This is a genomic window from Sagittula sp. MA-2, assembly GCF_030126985.1.
Classification (GTDB): domain Bacteria; phylum Pseudomonadota; class Alphaproteobacteria; order Rhodobacterales; family Rhodobacteraceae; genus Sagittula.
Map to the genome: position 1 here is coordinate 55,882 of NZ_CP126145.1, position 24,813 is coordinate 80,694.

At 65.6% G+C, this 24,813-nt stretch carries 25 protein-coding genes and 1 tRNA gene; 9 read left to right on the top strand and 17 right to left on the bottom strand.

Annotated features, from left to right (window positions below; genetic code table 11):
• Positions 1-8 precede the first annotated feature (8 nt).
• The 3 genes from QNI11_RS00270 to QNI11_RS00280 form a co-directional block, all read right to left on the bottom strand.
• Positions 9-1,100, bottom strand: coding sequence for a M48 family metallopeptidase (locus tag QNI11_RS00270; RefSeq protein WP_283981919.1), 1,092 nt, complete (start codon positions 1,098-1,100; stop codon positions 9-11).
• Positions 1,097-2,341, bottom strand: a complete 1,245-nt coding sequence (locus QNI11_RS00275; protein WP_373418414.1) for a DUF898 family protein — start codon at positions 2,339-2,341, stop codon at positions 1,097-1,099. The genes QNI11_RS00270 and QNI11_RS00275 overlap by 4 nt, the downstream gene beginning before the upstream one ends.
• Positions 2,342-2,517: 176 nt before the next feature.
• Complete coding sequence (locus QNI11_RS00280; RefSeq protein WP_283981920.1) at positions 2,518-4,947, bottom strand: DNA topoisomerase IV subunit A; 2,430 nt, start codon at positions 4,945-4,947, stop codon at positions 2,518-2,520.
• A gap of 171 nt (positions 4,948-5,118) precedes the next feature.
• Here QNI11_RS00280 and QNI11_RS00285 point away from each other — a divergent pair, with 171 nt between their 5' ends.
• From QNI11_RS00285 to QNI11_RS00300, 4 genes are all read left to right on the top strand, one after another.
• A complete protein-coding gene (locus tag QNI11_RS00285; RefSeq protein ID WP_283981921.1) occupies positions 5,119-5,718 on the top strand; it encodes an SH3 domain-containing protein in 600 nt (199 codons plus the stop codon).
• A gap of 23 nt (positions 5,719-5,741) precedes the next feature.
• Positions 5,742-6,575 carry an SDR family NAD(P)-dependent oxidoreductase gene (locus tag QNI11_RS00290; RefSeq protein WP_283981922.1) on the top strand — a complete coding sequence of 278 codons (834 nt, stop codon included), beginning with the start codon at positions 5,742-5,744 and terminating at the stop codon, positions 6,573-6,575.
• A gap of 84 nt (positions 6,576-6,659) precedes the next feature.
• Positions 6,660-6,863 (top strand): twin transmembrane helix small protein, encoded by a 204-nt coding sequence (locus tag QNI11_RS00295; RefSeq protein ID WP_100928323.1) that lies wholly within the window; start codon positions 6,660-6,662, stop codon positions 6,861-6,863.
• 13 nt (positions 6,864-6,876) lie between these two features.
• The gene (locus tag QNI11_RS00300; protein WP_283981923.1) at positions 6,877-7,452 is read left to right on the top strand and encodes a cob(I)yrinic acid a,c-diamide adenosyltransferase; all 576 of its coding nucleotides are present in this window, start codon (positions 6,877-6,879) and stop codon (positions 7,450-7,452) included.
• A 791-nt stretch (positions 7,453-8,243) separates the two neighbouring features.
• Here QNI11_RS00300 and QNI11_RS00305 read toward each other — a convergent pair.
• Positions 8,244-9,599, bottom strand: a complete 1,356-nt coding sequence (locus QNI11_RS00305; RefSeq protein ID WP_100928321.1) for a cytochrome P450 — start codon at positions 9,597-9,599, stop codon at positions 8,244-8,246.
• Between the two features lie 131 nt (positions 9,600-9,730).
• On the opposite strand from QNI11_RS00305, the gene QNI11_RS00310 reads away from it, so the two are divergent.
• Together QNI11_RS00310 and tuf are read left to right on the top strand one after the other, a co-directional pair.
• The gene (locus QNI11_RS00310) at positions 9,731-10,315 is read left to right on the top strand and encodes a hypothetical protein (RefSeq protein ID WP_283981924.1); all 585 of its coding nucleotides are present in this window, start codon (positions 9,731-9,733) and stop codon (positions 10,313-10,315) included.
• 96 nt (positions 10,316-10,411) lie between these two features.
• Entirely contained in the window at positions 10,412-11,587 is a 1,176-nt protein-coding gene (gene tuf, locus QNI11_RS00315) for an elongation factor Tu (RefSeq protein ID WP_100928298.1), read from the top strand.
• A gap of 163 nt (positions 11,588-11,750) precedes the next feature.
• Here tuf and QNI11_RS00320 read toward each other — a convergent pair whose 3' ends face one another.
• Both QNI11_RS00320 and QNI11_RS00325 read right to left on the bottom strand, forming a co-directional pair.
• Positions 11,751-12,275 carry a GNAT family N-acetyltransferase gene (locus QNI11_RS00320; RefSeq protein ID WP_283981925.1) on the bottom strand — a complete coding sequence of 175 codons (525 nt, stop codon included), beginning with the start codon at positions 12,273-12,275 and terminating at the stop codon, positions 11,751-11,753.
• Positions 12,272-12,778, bottom strand: coding sequence for a GNAT family N-acetyltransferase (locus QNI11_RS00325; protein ID WP_283981926.1), 507 nt, complete (start codon positions 12,776-12,778; stop codon positions 12,272-12,274). The genes QNI11_RS00320 and QNI11_RS00325 overlap by 4 nt, the downstream gene beginning before the upstream one ends.
• Before the next feature lie 116 nt (positions 12,779-12,894).
• On the opposite strand from QNI11_RS00325, the gene QNI11_RS00330 reads away from it, so the two are divergent.
• Positions 12,895-13,887, top strand: a complete 993-nt coding sequence (locus QNI11_RS00330) for a zinc transporter ZntB (RefSeq protein WP_283981927.1) — start codon at positions 12,895-12,897, stop codon at positions 13,885-13,887.
• A gap of 120 nt (positions 13,888-14,007) precedes the next feature.
• Here the strand turns inward: QNI11_RS00330 and QNI11_RS00335 are convergent, their stop codons facing one another.
• Positions 14,008-14,229 carry a hypothetical protein gene (locus tag QNI11_RS00335; RefSeq protein WP_100928316.1) on the bottom strand — a complete coding sequence of 74 codons (222 nt, stop codon included), beginning with the start codon at positions 14,227-14,229 and terminating at the stop codon, positions 14,008-14,010.
• A 686-nt stretch (positions 14,230-14,915) separates the two neighbouring features.
• Here QNI11_RS00335 and QNI11_RS00340 point away from each other — a divergent pair.
• Positions 14,916-14,991: transfer RNA gene (locus tag QNI11_RS00340), tRNA-Trp, on the top strand.
• Between the two features lie 58 nt (positions 14,992-15,049).
• On the opposite strand, the gene QNI11_RS00345 is transcribed toward QNI11_RS00340, so the two are convergent.
• The 6 genes from QNI11_RS00345 to QNI11_RS00370 form a co-directional block, all read right to left on the bottom strand.
• Positions 15,050-16,084 (bottom strand): tyrosine-type recombinase/integrase, encoded by a 1,035-nt coding sequence (locus QNI11_RS00345; RefSeq protein ID WP_283981928.1) that lies wholly within the window; start codon positions 16,082-16,084, stop codon positions 15,050-15,052.
• Between the two features lie 206 nt (positions 16,085-16,290).
• Positions 16,291-16,620, bottom strand: a complete 330-nt coding sequence (locus QNI11_RS00350; RefSeq protein ID WP_283981929.1) for a DUF2190 family protein — start codon at positions 16,618-16,620, stop codon at positions 16,291-16,293.
• 1 nt (position 16,621) lies between these two features.
• On the bottom strand, positions 16,622-16,837 hold the full coding sequence (locus tag QNI11_RS00355; RefSeq protein ID WP_283981930.1) for a phage head-tail joining protein: 216 nt from the start codon (positions 16,835-16,837) through the stop codon (positions 16,622-16,624).
• Between the two features lie 2 nt (positions 16,838-16,839).
• Positions 16,840-18,609, bottom strand: a complete 1,770-nt coding sequence (locus tag QNI11_RS00360) for a prohead protease/major capsid protein fusion protein (protein ID WP_283981931.1) — start codon at positions 18,607-18,609, stop codon at positions 16,840-16,842.
• Entirely contained in the window at positions 18,599-19,978 is a 1,380-nt protein-coding gene (locus QNI11_RS00365; RefSeq protein ID WP_283981932.1) for a phage portal protein, read from the bottom strand. The genes QNI11_RS00360 and QNI11_RS00365 overlap by 11 nt, the downstream gene beginning before the upstream one ends.
• Positions 19,979-19,982: 4 nt before the next feature.
• A complete protein-coding gene (locus QNI11_RS00370) occupies positions 19,983-20,525 on the bottom strand; it encodes a hypothetical protein (RefSeq protein WP_283981933.1) in 543 nt (180 codons plus the stop codon).
• Between the two features lie 190 nt (positions 20,526-20,715).
• On the opposite strand from QNI11_RS00370, the gene QNI11_RS00375 reads away from it, so the two are divergent.
• A complete protein-coding gene (locus QNI11_RS00375) occupies positions 20,716-20,991 on the top strand; it encodes a hypothetical protein (RefSeq protein WP_283981934.1) in 276 nt (91 codons plus the stop codon).
• Positions 20,992-21,016: 25 nt separating this feature from the next.
• Here QNI11_RS00375 and QNI11_RS00380 read toward each other — a convergent pair whose 3' ends face one another.
• The 4 genes from QNI11_RS00380 to QNI11_RS00395 all read right to left on the bottom strand — a co-directional run bounded on the left by QNI11_RS00380 (position 21,017) and on the right by QNI11_RS00395 (position 24,805).
• The gene (locus QNI11_RS00380; protein ID WP_283981935.1) at positions 21,017-21,883 is read right to left on the bottom strand and encodes a hypothetical protein; all 867 of its coding nucleotides are present in this window, start codon (positions 21,881-21,883) and stop codon (positions 21,017-21,019) included.
• A 47-nt stretch (positions 21,884-21,930) separates the two neighbouring features.
• Entirely contained in the window at positions 21,931-22,473 is a 543-nt protein-coding gene (locus QNI11_RS00385; RefSeq protein WP_373418415.1) for a hypothetical protein, read from the bottom strand.
• Positions 22,474-22,539: 66 nt separating this feature from the next.
• Positions 22,540-24,309 (bottom strand): phage terminase large subunit family protein, encoded by a 1,770-nt coding sequence (locus QNI11_RS00390; protein ID WP_283981937.1) that lies wholly within the window; start codon positions 24,307-24,309, stop codon positions 22,540-22,542.
• Complete coding sequence (locus QNI11_RS00395) at positions 24,302-24,805, bottom strand: DNA packaging protein (protein ID WP_283981938.1); 504 nt, start codon at positions 24,803-24,805, stop codon at positions 24,302-24,304. The genes QNI11_RS00390 and QNI11_RS00395 overlap by 8 nt, the downstream gene beginning before the upstream one ends.
• Positions 24,806-24,813: the final 8 nt, after the last annotated feature.

The following is a 24,813-nucleotide window of genomic DNA, read 5'->3' on the forward strand; positions in this document are numbered from 1 at the left end:
GGTTGCCTTCAGCCGCCGGTCGTGTCGCAGACCGATTTCAGCGCGTTCCAGTCCTGCGGCGCCAGCACGGGCAAGGGCGTGAAGTCCGAGGGGACGGCGGCGCGTGCCTGCTCGATCCGGTTGCCCAGGGCCGGGTGGCTCTGGAAATGCGCGACGATGCCGTCTGCCTCGCCCCCGAGCGCGCGGAAACGTTCGAACATCGTGGCGAGGGCGGCGGGGGAGAGGCCGGCCCGGGCCATGAGGTCGTGGGCAAAGACGTCGGCCTCTGCCTCCGCGCCCTGGCTGTACTGCGCGTCGATCAGCCGTTCGGCGAGGAACAGCACCACCGCGCCGCCCGCGAAATCGCCGAACAGCAGGCCGAGAACGCCGATCGACCCGGCAGAGCGCAGCGCGTGGCGCGTCGGGTCGCGGCTGGCGACATGGCCCATTTCGTGCGCGAAGACGGCGGCAATTTCCTCCGGGTCCTCCGCCGCGTCGATCAGCCCGCGGAAGAAGACGATGTGCCCGCCCGGAAGCGCAAAGGCGTTGACCATGTCGTGGTCCAGCACATGCACGGTCACCTCGACCGGCAGGGCGGCTTCTGTCTCCAGCCGGGCCTGTATCTGCCGCAGGGCGGCCATCCCTGCCGGGGACGAGCATATCCGGGTCGGCGCGATGCCGGTCTCGTCCATCGCCTCGCGGATCTGGGCAAGCGTGACTTCCCCCAGCGCGCGTTCGCCTTCGGGCGGGATGAAGTTGGCAAGCTGGTTCGCCATCACCGGCACGAGAACGAAGAGGATCAGCGCGACGGAGGTCACGGCGCCCGCGGCCCAGCCCATCAGCCGCTTGCGGTTCGCGACGGGGCGGGCGTGGCGGCGCCTGGGAAGATGGGCGCGGATTTCGGTATCGCGCACCAGCAGCCGCTCCACCGCGTTGTCGGCCCGCGCCAGCACCACGAGGTCGCCGCCCGCGATGTCGGGCACCTCGCGCACATCGTCCAGCGGCCAGAACACGCCCGGACCGACCAGCGCCCCGCGCTCCGTACCGACGCGCAGGCGCAGGCGCAGAGGCTGCCCGGTCTCCCCGTCGAGGTAGATCGCCGAGGTCTCGAAGACGCTCATAGCGAAGCCCCCACATCCAGCGCCTCGGCAAAGCCCTCGGCCTCCATGTGTTCGTCGCGGGGGCGCTGGCGGAAGGTGGCGATGTGTTCCGTCCCCGTCACGCTGAGGCCGGTCGCGTAGTGGCGCATCAGCGGCAGCGTCACCCAGGCGGCGGTCAGGGCCGACCACAGCAGGAAGATGGCGAAGTAGCACATCACCGAAAGGGCGATCAGCAGCCAGCGGTTCAGGCCCGCGAAGACCGGCGGCATGTCCTCCAACCCCAGTTCGACCAGCGTCTCCAGCGATTGCAGTTCGAGGAACAGGCCCAGCAGCACCAGTGTCGGGAAGGCCGCGGCCACGGCGGCCAGCGTGTAGCCGCCCGCCTGTATCCGGAAGACCTTGCCGGGTTTCGCATCCAGTGTCAGGCGCAGCGGGCCTATGCGCTTCATGGCGGTCAGGCGCTTCAGGGTTTCAACGCGGTAGTAGACGGTGGAGTAGATCGCCGTAATCCCGGCGATGACCATCAGCACCCAGCCGTTCGCCGGTGAGACCGCCAAGCCGATGCTGCCGATCACCGTCAGGCCCAGCGTCACGAAATGCCATTTCAGTGCCGGGAACAGCATCGTCCAGCGGCCGTCCTGGGCCATCCGCGTCTCGCCGAAGAACGTCCGGTCCGTGCGGTATTTCTCGAGATGGAAGGTCATGCGCGGCCACAGGAGCCCCAACGTGATGAGCGTCAGCACGCCGTGCCCCAGCGCGCGGAAAGCATAGCCCCAGGCCCCTGGCTCAAGCCCGAAGCGCAGGCCAAGCCAGCGCGTGCGGGCCAGCACGTACCGCCGGGCGCGGTAGCGGGCGTAGAACCAGATCGGGAACACGCCGACGAGCGACAGCAGGTAGGCGGCGAAGTTGCCTTGGAAGACCGCGAAGCTGGCGAACATCAGCAGCAGGTTCACGATGCCGATGTAGAAGGCGAGGATGACGACCGCGATCAGGAAGCCCAGGAGCTTTTCGTAGGGGTCGCCCACGTATTCCAGCGGGTAGCCCCCCGGCCGCACCGCCGACCACAGCCAGCGCCGCACCCGCGTCTTCTGCCAGAACCGGTAAAGGCCGAGCGTCAGGACCGTCAGCAGCCCGGTGCCGAAGACCAGTCTGAACATCGGCCAGCGCGTTCCGGCAAAGGCGGTCTGCCAGACCCTGTGCTCTGTCGCTGTGGAGGATGCCCCGGCGTGTGCGCCCGTGGGCAAGGTCTGGCCGGCGTCCAATGCGTGTGTTCCGAAAAGCTTGCTCCCACCCGAAGCCTGCCGCCTCGGGAAGTTGCAGACAAGCGTTTCGAGTGCCCGTTGGTGTTATCCGGTGCCTCGGGTCGGAAAACACGTACCTCCGCGTGTTTCCCGCAAGGTCGGGCACCGCCCCGGTGGAGGGGCGGCGCCTGCCGGGATCAGGTGAACTTGTTGTCGCGCGGGAAGCCCCGCGGCGCCATCCGGCCGGAACCGGCGCGCTTGGCCACCCATTCCGTCAGCTCTTCGCCGGATACGGTGCGGGTGCGGCCCGCCGGGTCGAGCCACGACAGGCCCGCCTCAAGGGTAAAGGTGCGCACGTCCGAAAGGCCGCCGTCCTTGTACTTCTGCAGGCGCACACCCTTGCCGCGACCCATCTCCGGCAGCTCGTCGAGCATGAAGATCAGGACCTTGCGGTTCTCGCCCACGACAGCCACGGCATTGCCGGTGACGGGCTTGCAGACCAGCGCCTTGACCGGGTCCTTGACGTTCAGCACCTGCTTGCCCGCGCGGGTCTGGGCGATCACCTCGTCCTCCGGCACGAGGAAGCCGTCCCCCGCGCTGGACGCGACCAGCAGCCGCTCTCCGGGGCGATAGATGAGGATGTCGACGATTTCCGTGTCGTTGGGGAGGTCGACCATCAGGCGCAGGGGTTCCCCCATGCCGCGCCCGCCGGGCAGGTTCGCCGCAAGCACCGTGTAGAACCGGCCGTTCGATCCGAAGACCAGCAGCTTGTCCGTGGTCTCTGCATGGAAGGTGAAGCGCGGGCCGTCGCCGTCCTTGAACTTCAGCTCTCGGTCGAGGGCGATGTGGCCGGTCATCGCGCGGATCCAGCCCATCTTGGAGCAGACGACCGTGACCGGCTCCCGCTCGATCATCGCCTCGAGCGGCACGTCCTCCGCCTCCGTCGCCTCGGAGAAGGTGGTGAGTCGCTGGCCGCGCTTGTAGCCCTTGGTGAATGTCTTCTTAACCTCGGAGAGCTCTTCCTTGATGCGGCCCCACTGCATGTCCTCGGAGGCCAGGAGGTCCTCCAGCCCGGCACGCTCTTCCATCAGCTTGTCGCGTTCGTTGACAAGCTCCAGCTCCTCCAGCCGGCGCAAGCTGCGCAGCCGCATGTTGAGGATCGCCTCGGCCTGAACGTCCGACAGCCCCTCGGACCGCCCGATGAAGCGGCGCGGCACAGCAGAGGAGGTGCCGTCGTCGGCCAGCACGCCGCGTTCCACCGCGTCGGGATCGTCGCGCAGTTCCAGCGCCGTGACGTCGATGCCCACCAGCGGAGAGCGGTAGTCGCGCTCGTCCGTGGCGCGCGGGATGGTGGCCTGGTGCGGGCGCGACCAGTCCTCGTACATCAGCGCGGCCTTGGGGTCGTCGTCGTAGCGGATGATGTCGATCACCCGGTCGAGGTTCAGGAAGGCGATGATCAGGCCTTCGAGCACCTCCAGCCGGTTGTCGATCTTCGCCATCCGGTGCTTCGAGCGGCGGATCAGCACCTCGCGCCGGAAGTCGAGGAAGGCGCGCAGGCATTCCTTCATCGAGCAGACCTTCGGCGTCACGCCGTCGATCAGCACGTTCATGTTCAGCGAGAAGCGGACTTCCAGGTCCGAGTTCCGGAACAGCATGTTCATCAGCAGGTCCGGATCGACGTTCTTCGTCTTTGGCTCCAGCACCATGCGGATGTCGTCGGCGCTTTCGTCGCGCACGTCGGCCAGCACCGGGATCTTCTTGGTCTGGATCAGTTCGGCGATGCGTTCGACCAGCTTGGACTTCTGTACCTGGTAGGGGATTTCCGTCACCACCGCCTGCCACTGTCCGCGGCCCAGGTCCTCCACGTGCCAGCGCGCGCGCAGCCGGATGGAGCCGCGGCCAGTGCGGTAGGCGGTCGCGATGTTCTCGGCCGGTTCGACGATGACGCCGCCGGTCGGGAAGTCCGGCCCGGGCACGTATTGCATCAGCGTGTCGTCCACCGCGTTGGGCGACCGGATCAGGTGGAGGCAGGCGTTGATGAGTTCGCCGATGTTGTGCGGCGGGATGTTCGTCGCCATGCCGACCGCGATGCCGGACGACCCGTTGGCCAGCAGGTTCGGGTAGGAGGCGGGCAGGACCGAGGGTTCCTCGAGCCGGCCGTCGTAGTTCGGGCGGAAGTCGACGGAGTTCTCGTCGAGCCCTTCCAGCAGCGCCTCCGACATCACGGTCATGCGCGCCTCGGTGTAGCGCGAGGCGGCCGGGTTGTCGCCGTCGATGTTGCCGAAGTTGCCCTGACCGTCGACCAGCGGATAGCGGATCGTGAAGTCCTGGGCTAACCGCGCCATCGCGTCGTAGATCGCCGCGTCACCGTGCGGGTGGAAGTCCCCCATGGTGTCCCCCGAAATCTTTGCGGATTTCAGGAAGCCTCCGTTGGAACTAAGTCGCAGCCTGCGCATTGCATATAGGATACGACGATGGACTGGCTTCAGCCCATCCCGGGCATCCGGCAGCGCCCTGTGCATGATCGTGGATAGCGCATACGTCAGGTAGCGCTCCCCGATGGCACGGCGCAAAGGCTCCGCAAGGTTGCGGGCGTTCATGTTGGGGTCGAGGTCATCGTCGGACATAGATGTCGTGATACCGTTGCCTCGGCACCGCAGCAAGCGACAGTGTGGGAAATATTCTCCGAATGCACTTAGGGCATTTTGGGGAATCGGATAATCTCGGAGGTGGTCGTCGAGCTGCGGACGACCGGGTCGCGGGGGCGATACCTTCGGTACGAATATGGGGGGTTGGGCATGGCTAAAGTCATCCTGCTTACGTTTGGGGTTCTTGGTTGGGCGTGGTTCGAACTGTCCGGTGGCAGCGCATTCGTTGCGGGCCAGAACGGGGTACAGTGGGTCGCCACAGCGCATCCGGCACGCGAGCCTGTCGTGTCGACCTCGGGCGCAGAGCCGGAAGCCGTGTCCCGCGCCGACACCACCGAAATGCATGCCGTCGTGCAGCCCGCCGTTGCGGAGCCGCGTCCGTCGCAGGTCAAGACTGTCTACGTGTCCTCGGGCAACAACCTGGCGGTCGACAGCGAAAAGCTGGCGATGCTGGACGCAGCCTTCACCAGCGAAGAGGACGTTCAGCAGGATATCCAGCAGGTCGCCGCATCGGTCGACAACGTGGATGACGCTGTAGCCGCTGCAATTGCCGAGTATCGCACCGTCACCGGGTCCCGCGTGAACCTGCGTGCCGGACCCTCGACCAGCTTCGACGCCGTCACCCAACTGTTGGAAGGCGAAGAGGTCGAAGTGCTGGACGAGACGCCGGACGGCTGGGTCAAGCTGCGCGCCATGGACGGCAACGACATCGGCTGGATGGCCGGCAGCTTCCTGACCGCATCGAACTGATCGCCGGACGAACGACGCATCGCGTGCAACAACGCTCAGTCCTGATCACCGGATGCTCTTCGGGCATCGGATACGACGCCGCCCATGGGCTCAAGTCCCGTGGGTGGCGCGTTTTTGCGTCCTGCCGCCAAGAGGCCGACTGCGTCCGCTTCCGGGCCGAAGGGTTCGACAGCCCGCGAATCGATTACACAGAGCCGGACAGCATCGCGGCGGGCCTAACCGAGGTGCTGGAGGCCACCGGCGGCACGCTTGACGCGCTGTTCAACAATGGTGCCCACGCGATCCCCGGTGCGCTGGAGGACCTGCCGGTGGAGGGGCTGCGCGCGCTCTTCGAGGCCAATGTCTTTGGCTGGCACGACCTGACCCGGAAGGTGATTCCCGTGATGCGGGCGCAGGGGCATGGGCGGATCGTCAATCACTCCTCTGTGCTGGGGCTGGTGGTGATGCCGTGGCGCGGCGCCTACAACGCGACGAAGCACGCGGTGGAAGGTCTGACCGACACGCTCAGGCTGGAGATGCGCGACACGCCGATCCGGGTCATCACGCTGAACACCGGGCCGGTGACGTCGAAGATCCGGGTGAACTCCATTCCGCATTTCGAGAAATGGGTGGACTGGGAGAACAGCCCGCGTGCGCCGCAGTACCGCGAGAAGCTGTTGAAACGGCTCTACGAATCGCGCGGCAAGGACATGTTCGAACTGCCGCCCTCGGCCGTGACGGCCAAGCTGGTGCATGCGCTGGAAAGCCCGCGCCCGAAACCGCGGTATTACATCACCACGGCGACCCACCTGATGGGCACGGCGCGGCGGGTGCTGACGACCCGGGCGATGGACGCGCTTTGTGCGAGGGGCGGCTGACGTGACGCAGGCGGGACGGGTTCGCAAAGCGGCCTGCGCGCGCTAAGTCATCGTCAAACCTTCGCAGGCCGCTTGGGAGGTACCATGCGCGACGATCCCCTTTTCATCCTCATCGCCCTCGTCATGCTGGGCGTCGTAGGCATTTTGTTGTTTGGAATCGGCAGCTTCGCCAAGGGCGGGGCGTTCAGCCGGAAGTGGTCGAACAAGGCGATGCAGTGGCGGATCGGGGCGCAATTCGCGGCGATTGTCCTGATCCTGCTGTTCGTCTACATCCGTCGCGGCGGATAAGACGGGGGAAGACATGGTTGTCCTGAGCAAGATCTACACGCGCACCGGTGACAAGGGCGAGACCGCGCTGGGCAATGGCGCGCGGGTGAAGAAATACGATCCCCGGGTCGAGGCCTATGGCACCGCGGACGAGCTGAACGCCTTTGTCGGCGTGGCACGGCAGGCGGCCACCGGCGACGTGGACGGCGCGCTGTCGCGAATCCAGAACGACCTCTTCGACCTGGGCGCCGACCTGTGCCGCCCTGACATCGAGAAGGATGCCGAGGCGGAGTATCCGCCGCTGCGGATGGTCGACGCGCAAGTGGTTCGTCTCGAACAGGAAATCGACGCGATGAACGCATCGCTGGAGCCCCTGCGGAGCTTTGTCCTGCCGGGCGGATCGGCGCTTTCGGCGCATCTGCACGTGTGCCGGACGGTGGCCCGTCGGGCGGAACGGCTGTGCGTGGAGCTGGCCTCTGCCGAGGCGGTGAACCCCGCGGCGGTGAAGTATCTCAACCGGCTTTCGGACTGGTTCTTCGTCGCTGCCCGGATCGCCAACGACAACGGCACCGCCGACGTCTTGTGGATTCCGGGAGCGAACCGCGGCTAGCGGCGGAAGGTCCGGCAGGGCCTTTTCCAGCATTAACCTTAATGGTGCGGGCGGTGGGATGAACGGCGCGCGCGCTGGGCGTCCGGACGCAGCATCTGGTGTGTCCGCTGGCCCGGCATACCGCGCGTTATCCGGTTCTTCAGACAGCTTTCCACCCTGTAAGGGGTGAACCGGCCGGTTGGACCCCTCGAACCGGCCGGTTGGTAACCTTTTGCCGTTTCGGGTGGGAAAAGGTGGTTAACGGGCGGACGTGACGCAGGTGCCCATGGCCCGGCGTTGCGCCGGCGATGCGTCCGGATGCCTCCGGCGGAGGTATTTTTGCCAAGATGAAGGTGGCGGGAGCGCGGGCCATGGTGCCGATTTTGCGGCGGGTCGTGGGCGGTGCCGACAAGGGGTGCTGACTGTGGGGCGCGGGCGCCAGCCCGGTCGTTGTCTGTGCAGCGCGTTCTCGGGATGCCTCCGGCGGAGGTATTTTTGCCAAGATGAAGGCGGCGGGAGCGCGGGCCATGGTGCCGACTTTGCGGCTGGCCGTGGGCGGTGCGGACAAGGGGTGCTGACTGTGGGGTGCGGACGCCAGCCCGGTCGTTGTCTCTGCGGGGCATTGGGGATGCCTCCGGCAGAGGTGCTTTTGCCTGTATGAAGCCGCGGGGGGCTGTGGTCCAGGTGCCATGTGCGCCATGTGGCGGGCCGGGTGCGGCATGCGGCGGTGCCGGGTGCGCCATGCGGCGGGCTGGCCGGGTGGTGGGGCGGCCGGGACGGCTGGCGGTTCGGGGGCGCAGGGCCCCCTTGGGTCAGAGCGGGTCCGCTTCGAGCCAGACGCCGCCCTGCGGACGCAGCGTCAGGATCATCACCGGGTCGGGTTCGCGCCCCCTGACCGGGGTGAAGCGGAAGTTGGCGATGAGCGTGGCGAGGATGATGACCGCCTCCTGCAGCGCGAAGCTGGCGCCGATGCAGATCCGCGGCCCGTCGCCGAACGGCAGGTAGGCGTAGCGGTCGGGCTTCTTCTCCCACCTGTCGGGGCGGAAGGCGTGGGGGTCGTCGTAGAGCGCGTGGTGACGGTGCAGCGCGTAGATCGGCAGGATCACCGTGTCGCCCTTGCGGATCTCGCGCCCGCAGAGCGTGTCGTCCTCGCGCGCGGTGCGCGAGACCATGCCCGCGGGCGGGTAGAGCCGCAGCGCCTCGTCGATGACCTTGCGGATGAAGGGCAGGTTGGGCACGTCCTCGCCCTGTGCGACGCCGTCCGTCAGCACCGACTGCGCTTCGGCCCGGGCGCGGGCCTGTGCCTCCTGGTCGAAGGCGAGGAGGTAGAGCGACCACGACAGCGTCAGGGCCGTGGTCTCGTGCCCCGCGACGATGAAGGTCAGCAGGTTGTCGCGCAGCTCCGCTGTGGACATGGTGCGCCCGGTCTCCGGGTCGGCGCCGGCCTTCAACAGGTCGAGCAGGTCCGGCACGGCGTTCGGGTCGCGGCTGGCACGCGTCTCGATCGCGCGGTCGGCCATCTGCTTCATCTGGTTCACGCCGCCCGCGAAGAAGGCCCGCCCCGGGCGCGGCACCCAGTCGGGAAAGCCCAGAAGGTCGAAGAGCGAGATGCGCCCGGCCTCCGCGATGTAGGCGTCGATGGCGGAATGCACGCCGTCGCGGTCGAAGGTGCTGTCGCCGGAGAAGGTCACGTCGGAGATCACGTCGAAGGTGACGCTGACCATTTCCTCGAGGAAGTCGACGGCGCGGGGGCCTGCGGCGCGGATGCGCTCCACCGAGCGGCCCGCCGCGGCGCTCATCACCGGGGCGAGGTTCATCACGTTGCGGTGACCGAAGACCGGCGCCGCGGTGCGCCGCTGCCAGCGCCAGTGCGCGCCCTCGGCGATGAAGAGGCTTTCGCCGATGGCCGGTTTCAGCAGGTTCTTGGTGACGAGGCTCTTGGGGTAGGCGTCGAGGTTTTCCAGGAGGACCCGGCGAATGGCGCCCGGCTCCATCACCATGTGCCAGCGCTTGCCTGTCTTGCCCGAAAGGATCGGCTGGCGGGTGGCGACCTCGGGGATGATGGACAGCACGTTGCGGCGCGATGCCTGGAGGCTGCCCCAGATGCCCAGCGGTCGGGTGACCAGCGGCACCTGCACGGGCAGGCGATGCGGCTTCAGTTCGGTCATGGTGCGCTCCCGGCCTCGCGGCCTGTGGTTTCCCTGCAAACATAGGCGGGATCGTGCCATTGACAAAGGCCTGCGAGATTGCACGTGAACCGGGGCTGCGCTACGGGAAAACCAAGTCAACGGGGGTACCTATGGTACGCATTCTTGCCATTCTGAGCCTGATGCTGGGCCTTGCCGCCTGCACGGATGCGACATCCGACCTGTCGCGCCCGGTCGAGCCGCTGGGCGATTTCAAGATGGGGCACGCGATCGTCGTGGCGCCGAACCTCAACATGGTGGGCATCTCGAAGGAGGCCAGCAGCGAGGAATGGGTGACGGCGGTCGACCGCGCGGTGGAGACGCGGTTCCGCCGCTACGACGGCGGCAAGTTCTATCACCTTGGCATCAGCCTCGAGGAATATTCGCTGGCGGTGCCGGTGCCGCTGGTGCCCAGCAAGTCCGGGCTGTCGCTGCGCGTGACGGTCTGGGACGATGCCGCGAAGGCCAAGATGAACGAGGAAACCCACGTTGTGCGCGTGGTCCAGGTGCTGCCCTCCTACGGCATGACGCGCGAGCAGCAGATCGCCTCGCTGGCGGAGGAAGCGGCGCTGTGGATCGAAAAGTGGCTGCGCGAGCGCATGGAGGAAGACGGCTGGTTCGCGACCGCCGGGTCCGCCACGGTCGCGAGCGCCGCGCCCGCACCTGCGGCCGCACCCGTCGCGCAGCCCGAAGGCTGATCGAACGGCTTGATTTTCCGGCTGCGACTCAATAAACGCCCCGCCATGTGAACCGGGCCAGATGTGTGGCCCCATGAACCATGAGGCGTCTGAGAGATGGCAAAGGAAAAGTTTTCGCGGTCGAAACCGCACTGCAACATCGGCACGATCGGTCACGTTGACCACGGCAAGACCACGCTGACCGCGGCGATCACGAAGTACTTCGGCGAATTCCGCGCCTACGACCAGATCGACGGCGCGCCGGAAGAGAAGGCCCGCGGGATCACCATCTCGACTGCACACGTCGAGTACGAGACCGAGGCACGCCACTACGCGCACGTCGACTGCCCCGGCCACGCCGACTACGTGAAGAACATGATCACCGGCGCGGCCCAGATGGACGGCGCGATCCTCGTGGTGAACGCGGCCGACGGCCCGATGCCGCAGACGCGCGAGCACATCCTGCTCGGCCGTCAGGTGGGCATCCCGGCGATGGTCGTGTTCCTGAACAAGGTCGACCAGGTGGACGACGAGGAGCTCCTCGAGCTCGTCGAGATGGAAGTGCGCGAACTGCTGTCCGCCTACGACTTCCCGGGCGACGACATTCCGATCATCGCGGGTTCGGCGCTGGCCGCTCTCGAAGGTCGTGACGAAGCCATCGGCGAGAACAAGATCCGCGAACTGATGGCCGCCGTGGACGAGTACATCCCGCAGCCGCCGCGCGCCACCGACCAGCCGTTCCTGATGCCGATCGAGGACGTGTTCTCGATTTCCGGCCGCGGCACCGTGGTCACCGGCCGCGTGGAGCGTGGCGTGGTGAACGTCGGCGACGAACTGGAAATCGTCGGCATCAAGGACACGCAGAAGACGACCTGCACGGGTGTCGAGATGTTCCGCAAGCTGCTGGACCGCGGTGAGGCAGGCGACAACATCGGCGCGCTGCTGCGCGGCATCGACCGTGACGCGGTCGAGCGCGGCCAGGTCCTGTGCAAGCCGAAGTCGGTGAACCCGCACACGAAGTTCGAGTGCGAGGTCTACATCCTGACCAAGGAAGAAGGCGGCCGTCACACGCCGTTCTTCAAGAACTACCGTCCGCAGTTCTACTTCCGCACGACCGACGTGACGGGCACCGTCGAGCTGCCGGAAGGCACCGAGATGGTGATGCCGGGCGACAACCTGAAGTTCAACGTCGAGCTGATCGCACCCATCGCGATGGAAGAAGGCCTGCGCTTCGCCATCCGCGAAGGCGGCCGCACCGTCGGTTCGGGCGTCGTCTCCAAGATCGTCGCCTGATCGCGGCCTTGCCGGGATGGTGTCATCACACCGCTGAGATAGAGAAGGGCGTCCCACAAGGGGCGCCCTTTTCTTTTGCCCCCGGTTCGCTCGCCCCCCGGACATCGCGCACCTTCTCAAGCAGCACACCACCCCGTAGGGCGGGGCTCTGCGCCGCCCTGCCTCAGCGGTCGAGCGTCAGGCGGAACACGTCGTTGGGGTAGGCGGCGTCGCCGATGTGGAAATGCGTGGTGCCGATCCGTTCGAAGCCCTGCCGCAGGTAGAAGCCGATGGCGGGGGCGTTCCCGGAATTGGTGGCCAGCCAGACGGAGCGCTGGCCCAGCGACCGGGCGTGGTCGAGCCCGCGCGACAGCAGCGCCCGGCCCAGGCCGCGGCCGTGGTGGCGGGGCTGGACGTAGAGGGTGGAGATCTCCAGATCGGAGCATCCCGGCAGCGGCGCGGGCCGGTTGCGGGTCAGGCGGATGAAGCCGTCCGGGCCTTCCTCGTTCTCCGACAGGATCACGTGTTCAGCCGGATCGGCGAGGACAGCGGCGAGGTTCGCCGCGGTGAAGGTGTCGAGCGCGTATTCGGCATAGGCCGTGTCGACGCCGCGCCGGATGTAGGTGTGCATCCAGACCTCGAAGGAGATCGCCGCGAGGATCGCTGCGTCGGAGGGCCGGGCGGTGCGCAGTCTGACGGGCGGTGTCACAGGCGGCGCAGCATGAAGACGGAGAGCGGGTCGGTCACGTAGTCCCCGAAAGGCGGGCAATCGGTGAAGCCGGCCCGGTGGTAGAGCGCGCGGGCAGCGGCGAATTCCGGCTCCGACCCGGTTTCGAGGCAGAGACCCACGGCGCCGGAGGCGCGGGCCTGATCGGTCAGCCCGTCGAGCAGCACCCTGCCCAGCCCCTCGCCGCGCCGGGCGCGGGCGACGTGCATGCTTTTCAGTTCCATCACCGTGCCGCCGTCGGGCCAGTCCACGCCGCCGGGCCAGCCCGCCCGGTCCAGCGGTTTCAGCGCCCCCACGGCGCAGGGCGCACCCCCGGCCCGCAGCGCAAAGACCCGTGCCCCGCTGGCGCGCAGCGCGTCGGAGGTCATGACGTGGCAGCTTTCCTCGGGCGATTGCGCGCGCATGTCGGCATGGTGGCGGGCCAGCAGCGCCTCGACCGCGGGGTCGGGGCTGCGCAGCTCTTCCAGGGTCAGTGTCTGGTCCATCGGTCATCCCCTTTTCCGCGTCGCGGCGACCCTTCGACGTTCCGGAGGGATCGTCAAGTCGCACGGCCTGCGCGTCGCCCATTGCGCAGGGCAAAAGCCGCTCTATCCTCCGCCAGATGACCACTCTTGTCCCCGTTACGCAGGACATGATCCTGCGCGCCTTTGCCCTTGACGGTCCCGATGCGGGCCGCCGCCTCGAACCTGCCGAAGTGCCGGAACTGCTGCGCCACGACACGCTGGCCTGGGTGCATCTGCGCGCCCAGCACGCCGACACGCCGTCGTGGATCGTCGGGAACCTGTCCTATCTCGATCCCACGATCATCGATGCGCTGGTGGCCGAGGAGACCCGCCCGCGTGTCACGCCGGTGGGCAACGGGCTGATCGTCATCCTGCGCGGCGTCAACACCATCGAGGGCGAGGCGCCGGAGGACATGGTCTCGGTCCGGCTGTGGATCGACCCGCACCGGATCGTGTCGCTGTCGATGCGGAAGGTGAAGGCGATCGAGGACATCGCCGAAAGCCTTGAGCGTGGCGGCGGGCCGAAGGACGCGGCGGAGTTCCTGGTGACGCTGACGGAGCGTCTGACCTACCGGATCGAGGCGTTCTGGCGCGAGGTCGACGACAAGGCCGACGACCTTGAGGAAGAGGTGCTGGAGGAGGTCCGGCCCGAGATGGCCGGCCGGCTGGTGGACCTGCGGCGCACCGCGATCATCCTGCGCCGCTACCTGCAGCCCCAGCGCGACGCGATGCGCACCCTGCAGGCGGTGCATCCCGACTGGGTGGAGGGCGACGACCTGCGGCAACTGGCAGAGGAGCTGGACGCGCTGGAGCGGGTGGTGGAGGACGCCGACGCGCTGCGCGACCGGATGGCGCTGGTGCGGGACGAGATGCAGAGCGCGCGGGACGAACGCCTGAACCGCAACCTCTACCTGCTGTCGATCCTCTCGGCGGTGTTTTTGCCGCTGGGGTTCCTGACGGGTCTTTTCGGGATCAATCTGGCGGGAATGCCGGGGGCAGAATGGCCCTTGGCCTTCTGGGTGTTCACCGGCGCGCTTTGCGTCATCGGTGCCCTGCAGCTTGTGGTGCTGCGGCGGATGCGCTGGATCTGAGGGGGATCGGGGCGCGGACCCCCGGAAACGTATTGGCCGCACCCCCGTGGGGGCGCGGCATTGGCAACTTCGGTATCGCGCAGGCTGGGAGTGCGGGCCCGCGCGATACCTTGTGGCAGATCACTTCAGAACTGCACGGATGCCGTTGCGCAGTTCGTTCGAGTCACCGCCGGAGTGCACGACTGCGTTGATCTGGTGAACCTGGGTGTCGGTCAGGTTCGAGTAGTCGGCGTTCGGCAGCAGGATGAATGCCTCGGACGACAGGCGCGGGGCCGGAGCAGCGGAGGCAACGCCGGTCAGAAGAACGGTTGCGGCGAGGGTGGATGCGATAAGCGTTTTCATTTCATTTCTCCAGTTTGAGGTGGCGGCATCGGTGCCGCCGGTCTTGTTTGCGTCGGTGTTTGCTTCCGACACCGAACAAGTAGGCGTGCCGGCTGAGACATTGAAATCACGAAGAAATCTCGGATTGCTCGCGAAAACGTGTGCTTGAAATCGGCGACGGCCAAACGGGTCTTTGTGCATGAAGTGAGGCTTTTGGTGCGGCTCAAGCCCGCTTGGACAATCGGGCGTTCCGGCGGTTTCAAGGGGGTTCCCGGCGCGGCCGCCCGCGGGGCCTCGGAAAGGGGAAATTCGTGCTGTGCACAGTTCGTGTGCGGGAATGAAAAATCGGATTCCGCCCCTTGCGGCGCCCTTTTCGGGGCTGGGCGGAGCCCCGGGGGCATGAGATTCCAGCGCGGTCCGGGGCGAATCCTGCGGGTCGGGTGGGGGCGGTTCGGCCCGGGGCAGGGCGGCGCTTCGTGCCGGGGTGCGCCTGTTCGCGGCGCGCGGCTCCTGGCCGTTGCGGGCGTGCGGGCCGATGAAGGCTGGGGGCAGGGCGGGCTGTTGCGCGGAGGGTGTCGGCGGGTGGTGCCGGTGCGGATCGGCGCGCCGTGCGCTGCCCGCGGATCGCATTGGAAGGCGGCGCAAATTCCCTGACAAAGACGTCTTGATTTCACCCGCTGGCCCGTGTACCTGACGGCACGGCCTGAAGGGGTATAGCTCAGCTGGTAGAGCGACGGTCTCCAAAACCGTAGGTCGCGGGTTCGAACCCTGCTGCCCCTGCCATTGATTTCATTGAGAGAATCGACGCTACGGGACCGACTGCCTTAGAGCGGTTGGGCGTTCAGTTGGGAGTTTTCGTTCCCGCTTCGTGCGCCTCCCTCTTGCTCAGTGCCGATTCTGCCAGCCGCGAATCCCGGCTCAGATAGTGAGCGTCGAGAATAGCCGCCACGTCCCGGAGGCTATGCCCGGTGAAGGTCGCAATCTCGGCCTCGCTGCACCCGGCAAGCGCAAGGCGAGTTACAGCCGTTCCCCGAAGGTCGTGGAAGGTGAGGCCCGTGACCTTGGCCTTGGCGAGCGTCTTGCGCCACGTCGCGCTGAAGCCATGGCCGGTCCAAGCGGTGCCCTTGGTCGTGGTGAGGATCGTGACGGCCTTCCTGTCTTTGGCAGCAGCGTCGAGCGCGGTCTTCAGGATGCCGCTCACCGGAAGGACCACGCGGCGGCCCGTCTTGCCCTGCTTCAACCGGATATGCGAGCCGTCATAGGCGTTCCACGTCAGCCGCAGAAGATCGCCCTGCCGCTGGCCCGTCCAGACAGCGAGAAGATAGGCGAGGCGGATGCGCGGCGGTGCCACCTTCAGCAGAGCGGCTTCGTCGGCTTCGGTCCAGATCGCGTCGGACCTTGCTGCCCGGTAGAGCTTGCCGGGGCGTTCGCAGGGATTTGCGAGGGTCAGACCCCGGTCGAAGGCCCAAGCCATGATTGCGGCGAAGGTTGCGAAAACGTAGTCGGCCTGTCTGCGGGACGCTACGGCCATCCGGTCGCGCCATTGCAGGAACTCAGCCCGGGTGCGTCGGTCGGTCAAGGCAGAAAGGGGGAAGTCGCCGAACTCGGTTTCAATCTTGCGGATGTGCTTGGCATAGTCCTTGCGGGTGCGCGGGGCCAGATCGGTGAACTTCGGCGAGTCCTGATAAGCGTTCAATATCGCCTGAATCGTCCCGGTGGGTTGCTTGGCCTTCTGGGCCACGGCCTCGTTATAGGCGGCGACGAACTCGGGGTCGCCCGGCTTGCCCGGAAGACGGGGGCCGCCCTTCCAAGCGTAATAATAGGTAACGCGGCTGCCGTCAGCGAGGCGCTTGCTTACCCTGTTGATGCCCTTCATTCGCACTCGCATCGCGCTTTGCCTTCCATTCGTCAAACGGGCTTGCAGCAGGACGCGACTCGCCCTGCGACGTCCCGACCATAACCCGGATTGTGCCGTCCGGTGCCACTTCGATCCCCTCAATGGGCAGCCCGGAGGAACGGACGGCCTTAACCGCCCGCTCCACGTCAGCCTGCCGGAAGGTAGAAGGACGCCGGGTCATCGTCTCAGCCGTTGAGCCGCACGTTGACGGTGCCGCTGGGGTTGCCCGCCGCTGTCACGGCCAGCCCGATTTCCGGGTTGTTGCCGGTGTCATCGTCGGTCGTGACCAGCCCGGCGGAGTCGTCCCAGTAGACGACGGCCCCCACGGTGAAGGCGTCGGTGCTCACCTTGGGCATGGTGAAGACGCCCACCGTCACAAGGTCAAGGTCTTCGCCAATGGCGGCGTCCCCGGCGGCGATGCCGAAGAGGCTGCCCACAAGGACGCCATCGCCAGAGCTGGCGGCGGCGGTCGCGGTCACGGTGATGTTCTCACCCTTCTGCACGTAGTTCTTCATCTCAGAGTCCTTTCGAGGTTCGGAAGAGGATGGTGTGGGCGGGACGGGAAGTCAGAGCTGCGATTTCGGCGTCCAGCGCCGCCAGCGCCCGGGCCATCTCGGAGTCGGACTTGTAGACGACGGCTTCGCCGTTCTGGTCGCGGAACTCCCGTGCCCCGGTCATACGGGCGGCATGAAGGTCCGCCCGCATCTTGGTCAGCTCAGCCACGGTTGCCATGCTCAGTCGCCCGGGTTGAGGTAAGCGCCGCGCCAGTCCACGGCACCGCAGCCGAAGTCCAGCACCACGCGGAACTCCATGCCCAGCACGTCCCAGCCTTCGCGGGACGCCATCTGCGGCCCCTGAGCGGAGCTGAGATAGCTGTATTCCAGCACGGGCAGCACAGCCGGATCGGCGAAGAGATACCAGCTTTCATCGGTGATGCGCGGCTCCACCAGCAGCGTCAGCCGCCCGGTGAAGGGGTTGGCGTCGGTGAAGGTCGTGGCGTAAATCTGGGCAAGGACTTGCTCCGCTTGGGTTTCGAGCTCCGGCCCCACCAGCAGATATTTCGGCGTGGCGTTGATCGGGGTCACACCGTCCAGCGCCTTCATGCCGCGCATGGCCTTGCGGGCCACGCCCAGAGCGTTGATGTCCGCCGCGCTGCCCAGCGACGTGCCGGGGCTGGCAAGGTTGCCGTGATCGGCATGGAAGAGCGCGGTGGCGTCTTCGCCCATCGTCGGGTTGCTCAGCAGCAGCGACAGCAGCAGGTTGGCTTCCGTCTCCGCCGCCGCCCGGCCCGCCGTTGCGCTGGAGTCGCGGAACGCGCCAAGGTCATCATTGAGGAGCGCCTTGCGGCTAATAGAGAACTGGGAGCCGTAGGTGTCGAGCGCGTAGGACTCGGACGCCTCTGCCCGGCTGCTGTGGGTGATCTCACCCGACTCGTTGACCTTGGGCAGAGTGCCCACGTCGCTGATTTTGAGCCGTGTCCCTCGCCGGAAGTCGGCCAAGGTCGATTGCCGGGCCAGCGTCGTCTTCACCGGGCTCTGAGCCACCTGATAGGCCGCCACAAGCGTCCGATTGCCGGTGCTGGTGAGAAGCTGGGGGAAGTCGGACGTGGTGTGCATGGCAGCCCGGAAGAGCTGGTCCGTGTCCATCGCCCGGGTGCTGGTGCCGGTGGCCTCCACGCAAGCCCGCGCCATGTCGCGCAGCGTCTCGCCCATGTAGGGCCGCGCCGCGTCGGACGGGGCTTCGCCAGAGGTCCGCGCATAGAGCGCATCGGAGCGGAGTTGCAGGACCGTGGTGGGGTTGTCTGCCTCGCGGGTCGCCGTGCGGATGCGCGGCGTGGTGCGGCCACGGTCCTGCATTGCCTCAAAGGCTTCCGCCCGGGCTTCGGTGATGGACAGCTCGCGGTCCACCATGTCGTCCGCCTGTTCGCTGGTCATGCCAGCGGAACGGGCAATCTGACGGATTGCGGCCCGGGTCTGCGCCCGGTCGTCTTCGCGGGTTTGGGTGGCGTTTTCATCCACCGTGATTTCGTCGTTTTCCACTTGGTTACTCCTGATTGTGGCACCCTTGTCAGCGGGCACGGGGACGAAAGAGATTTCCGAGATTTCGGGGGTGATGGTGCGCACCGGCTGCCCGGTGGCGGGATCGGTGGAGCGGGTCGCGGCCCCTTGGCGGTAGCCAATGCTCGCGCTGGTGACGATTCCGGCTTCGATCTCGCCCAAGAGCCATTCGGCCCGCTGCGAGATTTGCACGTCTGCCCAGAGGCCCGCGTCATCCACGCCAGCCGCCACCACGCGGCCCAGAAGGTTGTCCAGCCCGTCTTGCCGGTGCGAGTTGAGCACGGGCAGCCCCACGATGCTCTGCGGGTCGGGCAGCGTCAGCCGTTCGATATAGCCGCGCCGCTGGACGGCGGCCCCGGTCGAGACGGTCACGCGGACGGTGCGGTTGTCTCGGTCGAGTGTCGTCGGGCGGAAGGCCGCCCGGCGGGTGTAGAGGTCAAGCGGCATTGTCGGACTCCTTGGGCTTGGGGGTGTGCGGGTCGGCGGCAATCTCCGAGTCCAGGTCTTCCAGAGCCCAGCCGCGTTCGGCCACGGCTTTGCGGCGGCTGGTCAGCCCCGCTTCCAGCTCTGCCACGGTCGCTTGCACGTCCTTGAGCGGGTCCACCTGCATGGGCTTCGGAGGCAGCCATTCCGCCGCCAGATAGGCCCGGGGGTTGGACTCGAAGTCCGGGGCCGCCAGCTCGCCCGAGAGGACGCCAAAGGTGACGACTCTTTTCCAGACCGGGCGCAGCAGTTGGGTAACAAGGGTGCCATACTGGACTTGCTCCACCCGCTGCCGGAACGGCAGCAGCCCGGCACGGAGGCTGGAATAGTTGGCCCCGGTCAGATCGCCGGAAAGCAGATGCTCGGGCAGCCCCAGCCCGGCGGCAAGCTGTTGCAGGTTGAGTCGGAGGAACGCGCCAATCTCTTGGGTCTGCCCGGGCGTGTTGAACTTCACGTCATAGCCGGTGGGCAGCCGCTTCATGGTGCCGGGCTCAAGGCCGGTCTCCATGATGCCGCCCGTCTCGGTGCCGTCATAGGGCTCGCCCGCCGTGCCGTTCATGTCCACAAGGAACGCGGAGTGCATCGCCGCGACCTTCACGCCCACCAAGAGCGCGTCACAGAGCTGGTCAAATTCGGAGGCGGGCAGGATGACCGGGGCCAGCCAAGAGATGCCCCGGACCTGCCCCGCCGCCAGCGGCTTCATGACGTGGAGAATGTCGTCCGCCGGGACCCGGACAGGCGGGGCGTAGTTGGCGAACTGGTCATGCGGGCGGCTCGGGAGGACGTGATAGGCCACCCGGTTGCCGTCCGCGTCGAACTCCACCCCCTGCACGATGCAGGCCCCGTCCGCCAGCTCACGGGTCAGGGACTCGTCCACCAGCTCCGGCGGGATCAACCGGAGCTTCGGCCCGGCTTCCGTGGTGATGATCTGGACGAAGGCTTCGCCCGCAATGACCAGCCCCCGGGCAATGTCGGCTTGCAGGCCCCAGAAGTCCGTCCGCCCATCCGCGTCGGCTTCGTCGGCCCAGTTCTGGAAATAGGCGGTCAGCTCCGCCCGGGTGTCCTTGTCGGGATGACCGGGGGCCGGGAAGATGCCAGCCCCCACCAGAGCTCCGGCCCAGTTCGCCACGCCCTGCCCAAGCCATGCGTTATTCATGGCGAGATAGCTGGCACGGCTCCGAAGAGTCGCACCAGCGGCAGAGACTTCCGGGTTGATGCGCCCCATCGTGCCCATGCCCCAGCCGCGCTGCCCCCCGGCTGCCCCGTCGTAAGAACGGGTTCGGGTGGGCTTCGCAGCACGGCGGAAGAGCTTTGGCAGGAAGGGGAACGCCATCGAACTACGCCCCCAGCTCCGCCAGAAGCTCGGAAAGCAACCGGGACGCGGGCAGGACGAAGCGGGCGTCTTCGGACAAAGTGCCACCAAGGGCTGCCAGAATCTCTTCGGCTGCCTCATCGGGCTCTTCGTCGGGCTCCCAGTCGGTGCGGACCTTAAAGGTGCCGTCGCTCAGCATTGCAATGACGACAGAGAACGCTTCCCCAGCCCGGACACGCTGCATCGCCTCTTCGATGGGGGAAAGAAGGCGGGAACGGCCCGCCAGTTTCTCACGGCGGCCATTGCCCATAGGGTCTGCCACCTGAAGAAACTGCGCCAGCTTTTCGAGCTGCCAGCGGTCCAACCCGAAAACAGACGCCTTGTGCAGCATACGAAGAGTGCAAATCGTTTCCAGCGCGTAGGCGTCGGCCCGCCCTTCGCGGCCAGCGGCGGGCAGGTAAACCCGCTGGCTCAGGTTGCGCAGCGACTTGTCGAGCGGTGCCACTTCGTCGGGCGGCGTCTTGTCGAGCTTCGCGAAGGCGTTGGTCGCGTCACGGATCACATACATCAGGAGACTCCTTCCGGTTTTTCGACTCAATAACTCAAACTGAGTTGAAATGGAAGTGAGAATCGCCTAGAAGGGTCTTCGACGCAGAGCGACATGCGTCTTTCTTTCTTTCTTGCCTCTGACAAAGTGCGGGGCGGCGTCACCACGTCGCCCCGTTCACCTCCCCCATGCCAACAGACAGGACCAAACCATGACCGGACCCAGTTACCCTCTCGGAATCGCACTCAAAGGTGCAGGGGGTCGCAAAACCAAAGACAACCGGCATATCCGCTCAAGCCGCTCGAAGTATCGCGCCTTCCGTGCAGAAGTCCGGAAGCTCGTAGGGCACTATCAGCGTAAAACAGGGTTCAAGGTTTCAGCAGCAATGACGGACGAAGAGCTGGATGAGCGTTCAGCGCTGGACCCGGACTTCGCTATTATGCGTGACAAGGTTTTCGCCATCAGGGCAAAATATCTTGGATACTAAGCTGTGCTTTGCGTTGCGCTGCTTTCTAAATGCGTTCGAGGTCATCAAGAGACGAAAGCGTGAATCGAGGCCGTCCCTGCCCAACTTGAATGACGTTTAGCTTCACCTTCACTGGAAGGTGAAGCCACTCGCGATTTAGATGGTCGGGATCGTCAATGTCGGGACCAAGTCGCCCCTTTAGCACGTAGTCTTCACCCTGAACGGCAAACTCGAAATGCCGACCCACAGGAAGAATTCCCTGAAACTCCCCGGTATAATATTCGACAGTTTCTCGGATATTTTCTTTCTTAAGTCGGGTCTCGGACAGCCGAACCTCTTCTATGTTCTTATAGCGAAAGAAATCACCTCTAAACTCTAGGCCGCACCAAGCCCCGCTTTGCGATAGCACGCCCAAGAAATCGGCAACTTTCTTTACCGCTCGGGGATGGATTTCCTCAACAATATCCGAAATTTCGTCATCGCTGCCTTTGGCGGAAACGCGAAGAAGATTTTTTAACAGTTCTACGGCACCGGAAGACTTGATGTGCTCCGAGAATAAGTCCTCTTCATCAAGCGGGACTTCCATTTCGAAGCCGAATGAACCAATTGCGGTTCCAGTAATCAGGAGTGGGTATCTAGCCTTATCTGGAATTGGACCGGAATATCGTAGATTCTCATTGATGCCTGCAAGGATTGCCGAAAATGCGTCGGAAAAGGAAGACGTGGCCTTTCCTGCGAAGTCGGCAGAAATCGCCTCACTTCCCAATACCGGTTCGCCTCTAAACGTCAAAGATAGGTGCTCTTGAGTCAGCTCACGCTTGGGAAGGGAAGCCAGTCCCTCTTCCAGCTCTTCGATACGTTGCTCCAGACTAAAGCGATCAATGACGTGCTCCTCGGGAATGTCATTCAGCATCCTCTGAAGCTCTACAAGCTCTGATTTATAAATGTCTGACTTTCGGATCATTTTGAGAAACCCGAAGCAGCTATCTTGTTTAGTTCATCCTGTGCGGTCTGATCATCCGATGGGTCAAGAAGGACTTCAGCAAAGCCTTTCCACAAACCATTTCTCCTATGGGAGAAAAGGCTATACCAATAGCATACCCTGCGAATATCGAGCTGCGGCACCACAAATACGAAACCATCCACTTTGTAGGTGGCCTTTGATTGCTTCCGGTCCTGAAGCGGCTTGAGATGCGGAAAAATGCTCATCTGCGTCTGGCCTGTTGGCAGCTCCACGTAAGATACGACATCGACATCGTTCGGCGGTCGGGCTTCCAAGTCCTCAATGTTCTCAACAAAGCTTCCGTCCACCCATTGAAAGCCTACCGTTATCCCCAGACCATATAGTGCGGCACGGTAGTTAATGAGTCCCTGCAAAATGTCGCCCCGTTCTTTCGTCAGCGCGAAACTCTGAACTAGGTCGTTCATCTTAACGCGGTATGGTGAGCGGTCGGGACCTGCAGGGTGTTCGCCGGGCCTTACAGGTGGCACCACTCCGGCCATATTCCAGTCTGGAAGGGACAAATTTTATTCTCAACGATATCAAAGTGAATAATCTTTCCAGAACGATCATCGTCCCAGCCATTTAGATTTAACCACACCGGGACTCTTAGGTGCAATAGACAACTGTGATACCTCTTCTTCACGGCGGTCCACCTTGGCGTTGACCAGCGCCCGGACGGCCATGGCGTAGACGACGCAATCCAGTGATTCAGCCCGTCGACCAGGTATCCGCTCCCATTGCCGCACAGGTGCCCCCTTCACATAGCGCATGACCAGCCGCTCGGAGGCCAGCTCTTCGAAAAACCGGCCCTCCAAGCTGTCTGAGAAGCGGACGCTTTTGCCCCGGCTCAGGCGGCTGGTGAGCTGGCTCTTGACCGAGTCCACGCCCACGATGAAGAGGCGGCTGCCCCGCGTGTCGCTGGCCCGGATCACGGGTCGGTTCCCGGCGGCCCCCTTGATTGCATAGACCCGACGGGCAGAGCGCGGACGGCAGAAGGCAATCACCCGGTCCATCGTCTCGCCATCGCCCGCGTCCACCGCCGCCGCGTCCACCCGGAGGATGCCGCCCTTGGGGTGCTTCCAGATGGTGCGCAAGGCGTCGTCCAGCTCCGCCCACACGTCATCGGCCATCGGGTTGCCCCAGATCACGAATTGGCTCAGCACGAAGACTTCTTCCCGGCCCCAGCCCAAGAAGACCACTTCCAGCCGGTCGCGCTGCACGTCCACGCCAGCGGTCACGAAGAGCACGTCCGCCGGGATCGCGTCGGGCAGCCCGAAGGGTTCGGCCCGGGCGGCCAAGGCCGCTTCGTCGAGCTCTTCCGCCGCCTCGCGCCAGCCTTGGGCGAGAATCGTGTTTACGAAGACCTGCAAAGTGTCGGGTTGTTTCTTGGCCTCTACAAACTCCGCCGCCAGCTTGCCCCAAGAGGCGTTCGCCAGCGTCGAGACTAGGGCGTTGAGCCGGAAGCCCGCATGGCCCGCTACATGCGGCTCTGTGGCCCGCCAGCGGCCCTTCTGGACCATCTCCGCCTTGTGCCTCTCTTCCACCACGCTGCCGCACTCAGGACAGACGTAGGCGGCCTTCTGCGGCTCGCCCTCGGGCCAGACAATATCCGCCCACTGGATTTCGTGGTGATGCCCGCAATCGGGGCACGGCACCTCATAGACTCGCCGGTCAGAACGGGCATAGGCCCTGAGCACGTTGGACGTGGCCTCCAAGGTCGGGGTGCTGCCCAAGATGATCTTGCGGTTGGCGAAGCTCAGGGTGCGCCGCTCTGCCAGCGTGATCGGGCTGCCCTCCACGCCTGCTTCCATCGCGTCGGCTTCGTCTATCAGCAGGACGCGGACGTTGTGGCGGCGTAGGTTCCGGGGGCTCTTGGCAGCGATGATCTTGAGGGACCCGCCCGGAAAGCGGCGGCTGAGCAAGGTGGACCGGCCCGACTCGTCGGCTTCGGCAGAGATGAGACCCCGGAGCGCCGGGGTGGCCTCAAAGATCGGCTCAAGGTCGCTCACGGTGTAGTCCCGGCAATCGGCTTCGGTCGGCAGAAGCGCCAAGATCGGGGCGGGCTCATTGGCGACGTAGGACGCCAGCGCCCCGGTCAGCAGCGTCGTGAAGCCCACCCGGACGGGCTTGACCAGCGTCACCCGCTCCAAGGTCGGGTCGGAAATGGCGTCGGCAATCTCGCGCTGGTAAGGCCAGAGGCTCACTCGGCCCGGCAGAGCGGAAACGCCCTCGGGCAGCCTCATGTGGGTTTCGATCCATTCCGACAGGGACAGGCGCGGCGGTGGGGTCAGCGCCCGGAGCGCATTGCAGCGGGTGATGGTGAGCGCGTCAGTCATGGGCGGCCTCCTCCAATGCGTCCCGGACTTCCCGGTCAATCGCGTTGATGTCGTGCGGGGTCAGATGCCCAGCGGTCTGCGCCACCCGGGACGGCACCGCCAACATGGCGGCCCGGACGCCCCGGAGGACGGCGGCCCATTCGCGTTCCACCTCTGCGGCGGGGATCAGCTCCGCCCGGAGCTTGGCGTTGGCGGTCTCCACGTTCTCCGCGTTGGCCTTCGCCAGCCGGAGTTTTTCCGCCGCCAGCTCGGCGTCTACCTGTTTCCCCCGGGCCAGCGCCCGGGCGTGTTCGCAGTATGCCAGCACGGCGGCCCGGAGGGGATAGCGGGTGCCTTCCACCCGGGGGAGGATGCCGTCCCTCCCCAGCGCGTGAATCCGGTTGGGGGCAATCCCCAGCCATTCCCCCAGCTCAGCGGCACTCACTACGGGGGAGTCCTCCACGGGGGGCTCTTCCCCCAGCATCATCGCGTCCACCATCTCAGGGGTGTATTTCATTCGCTCAG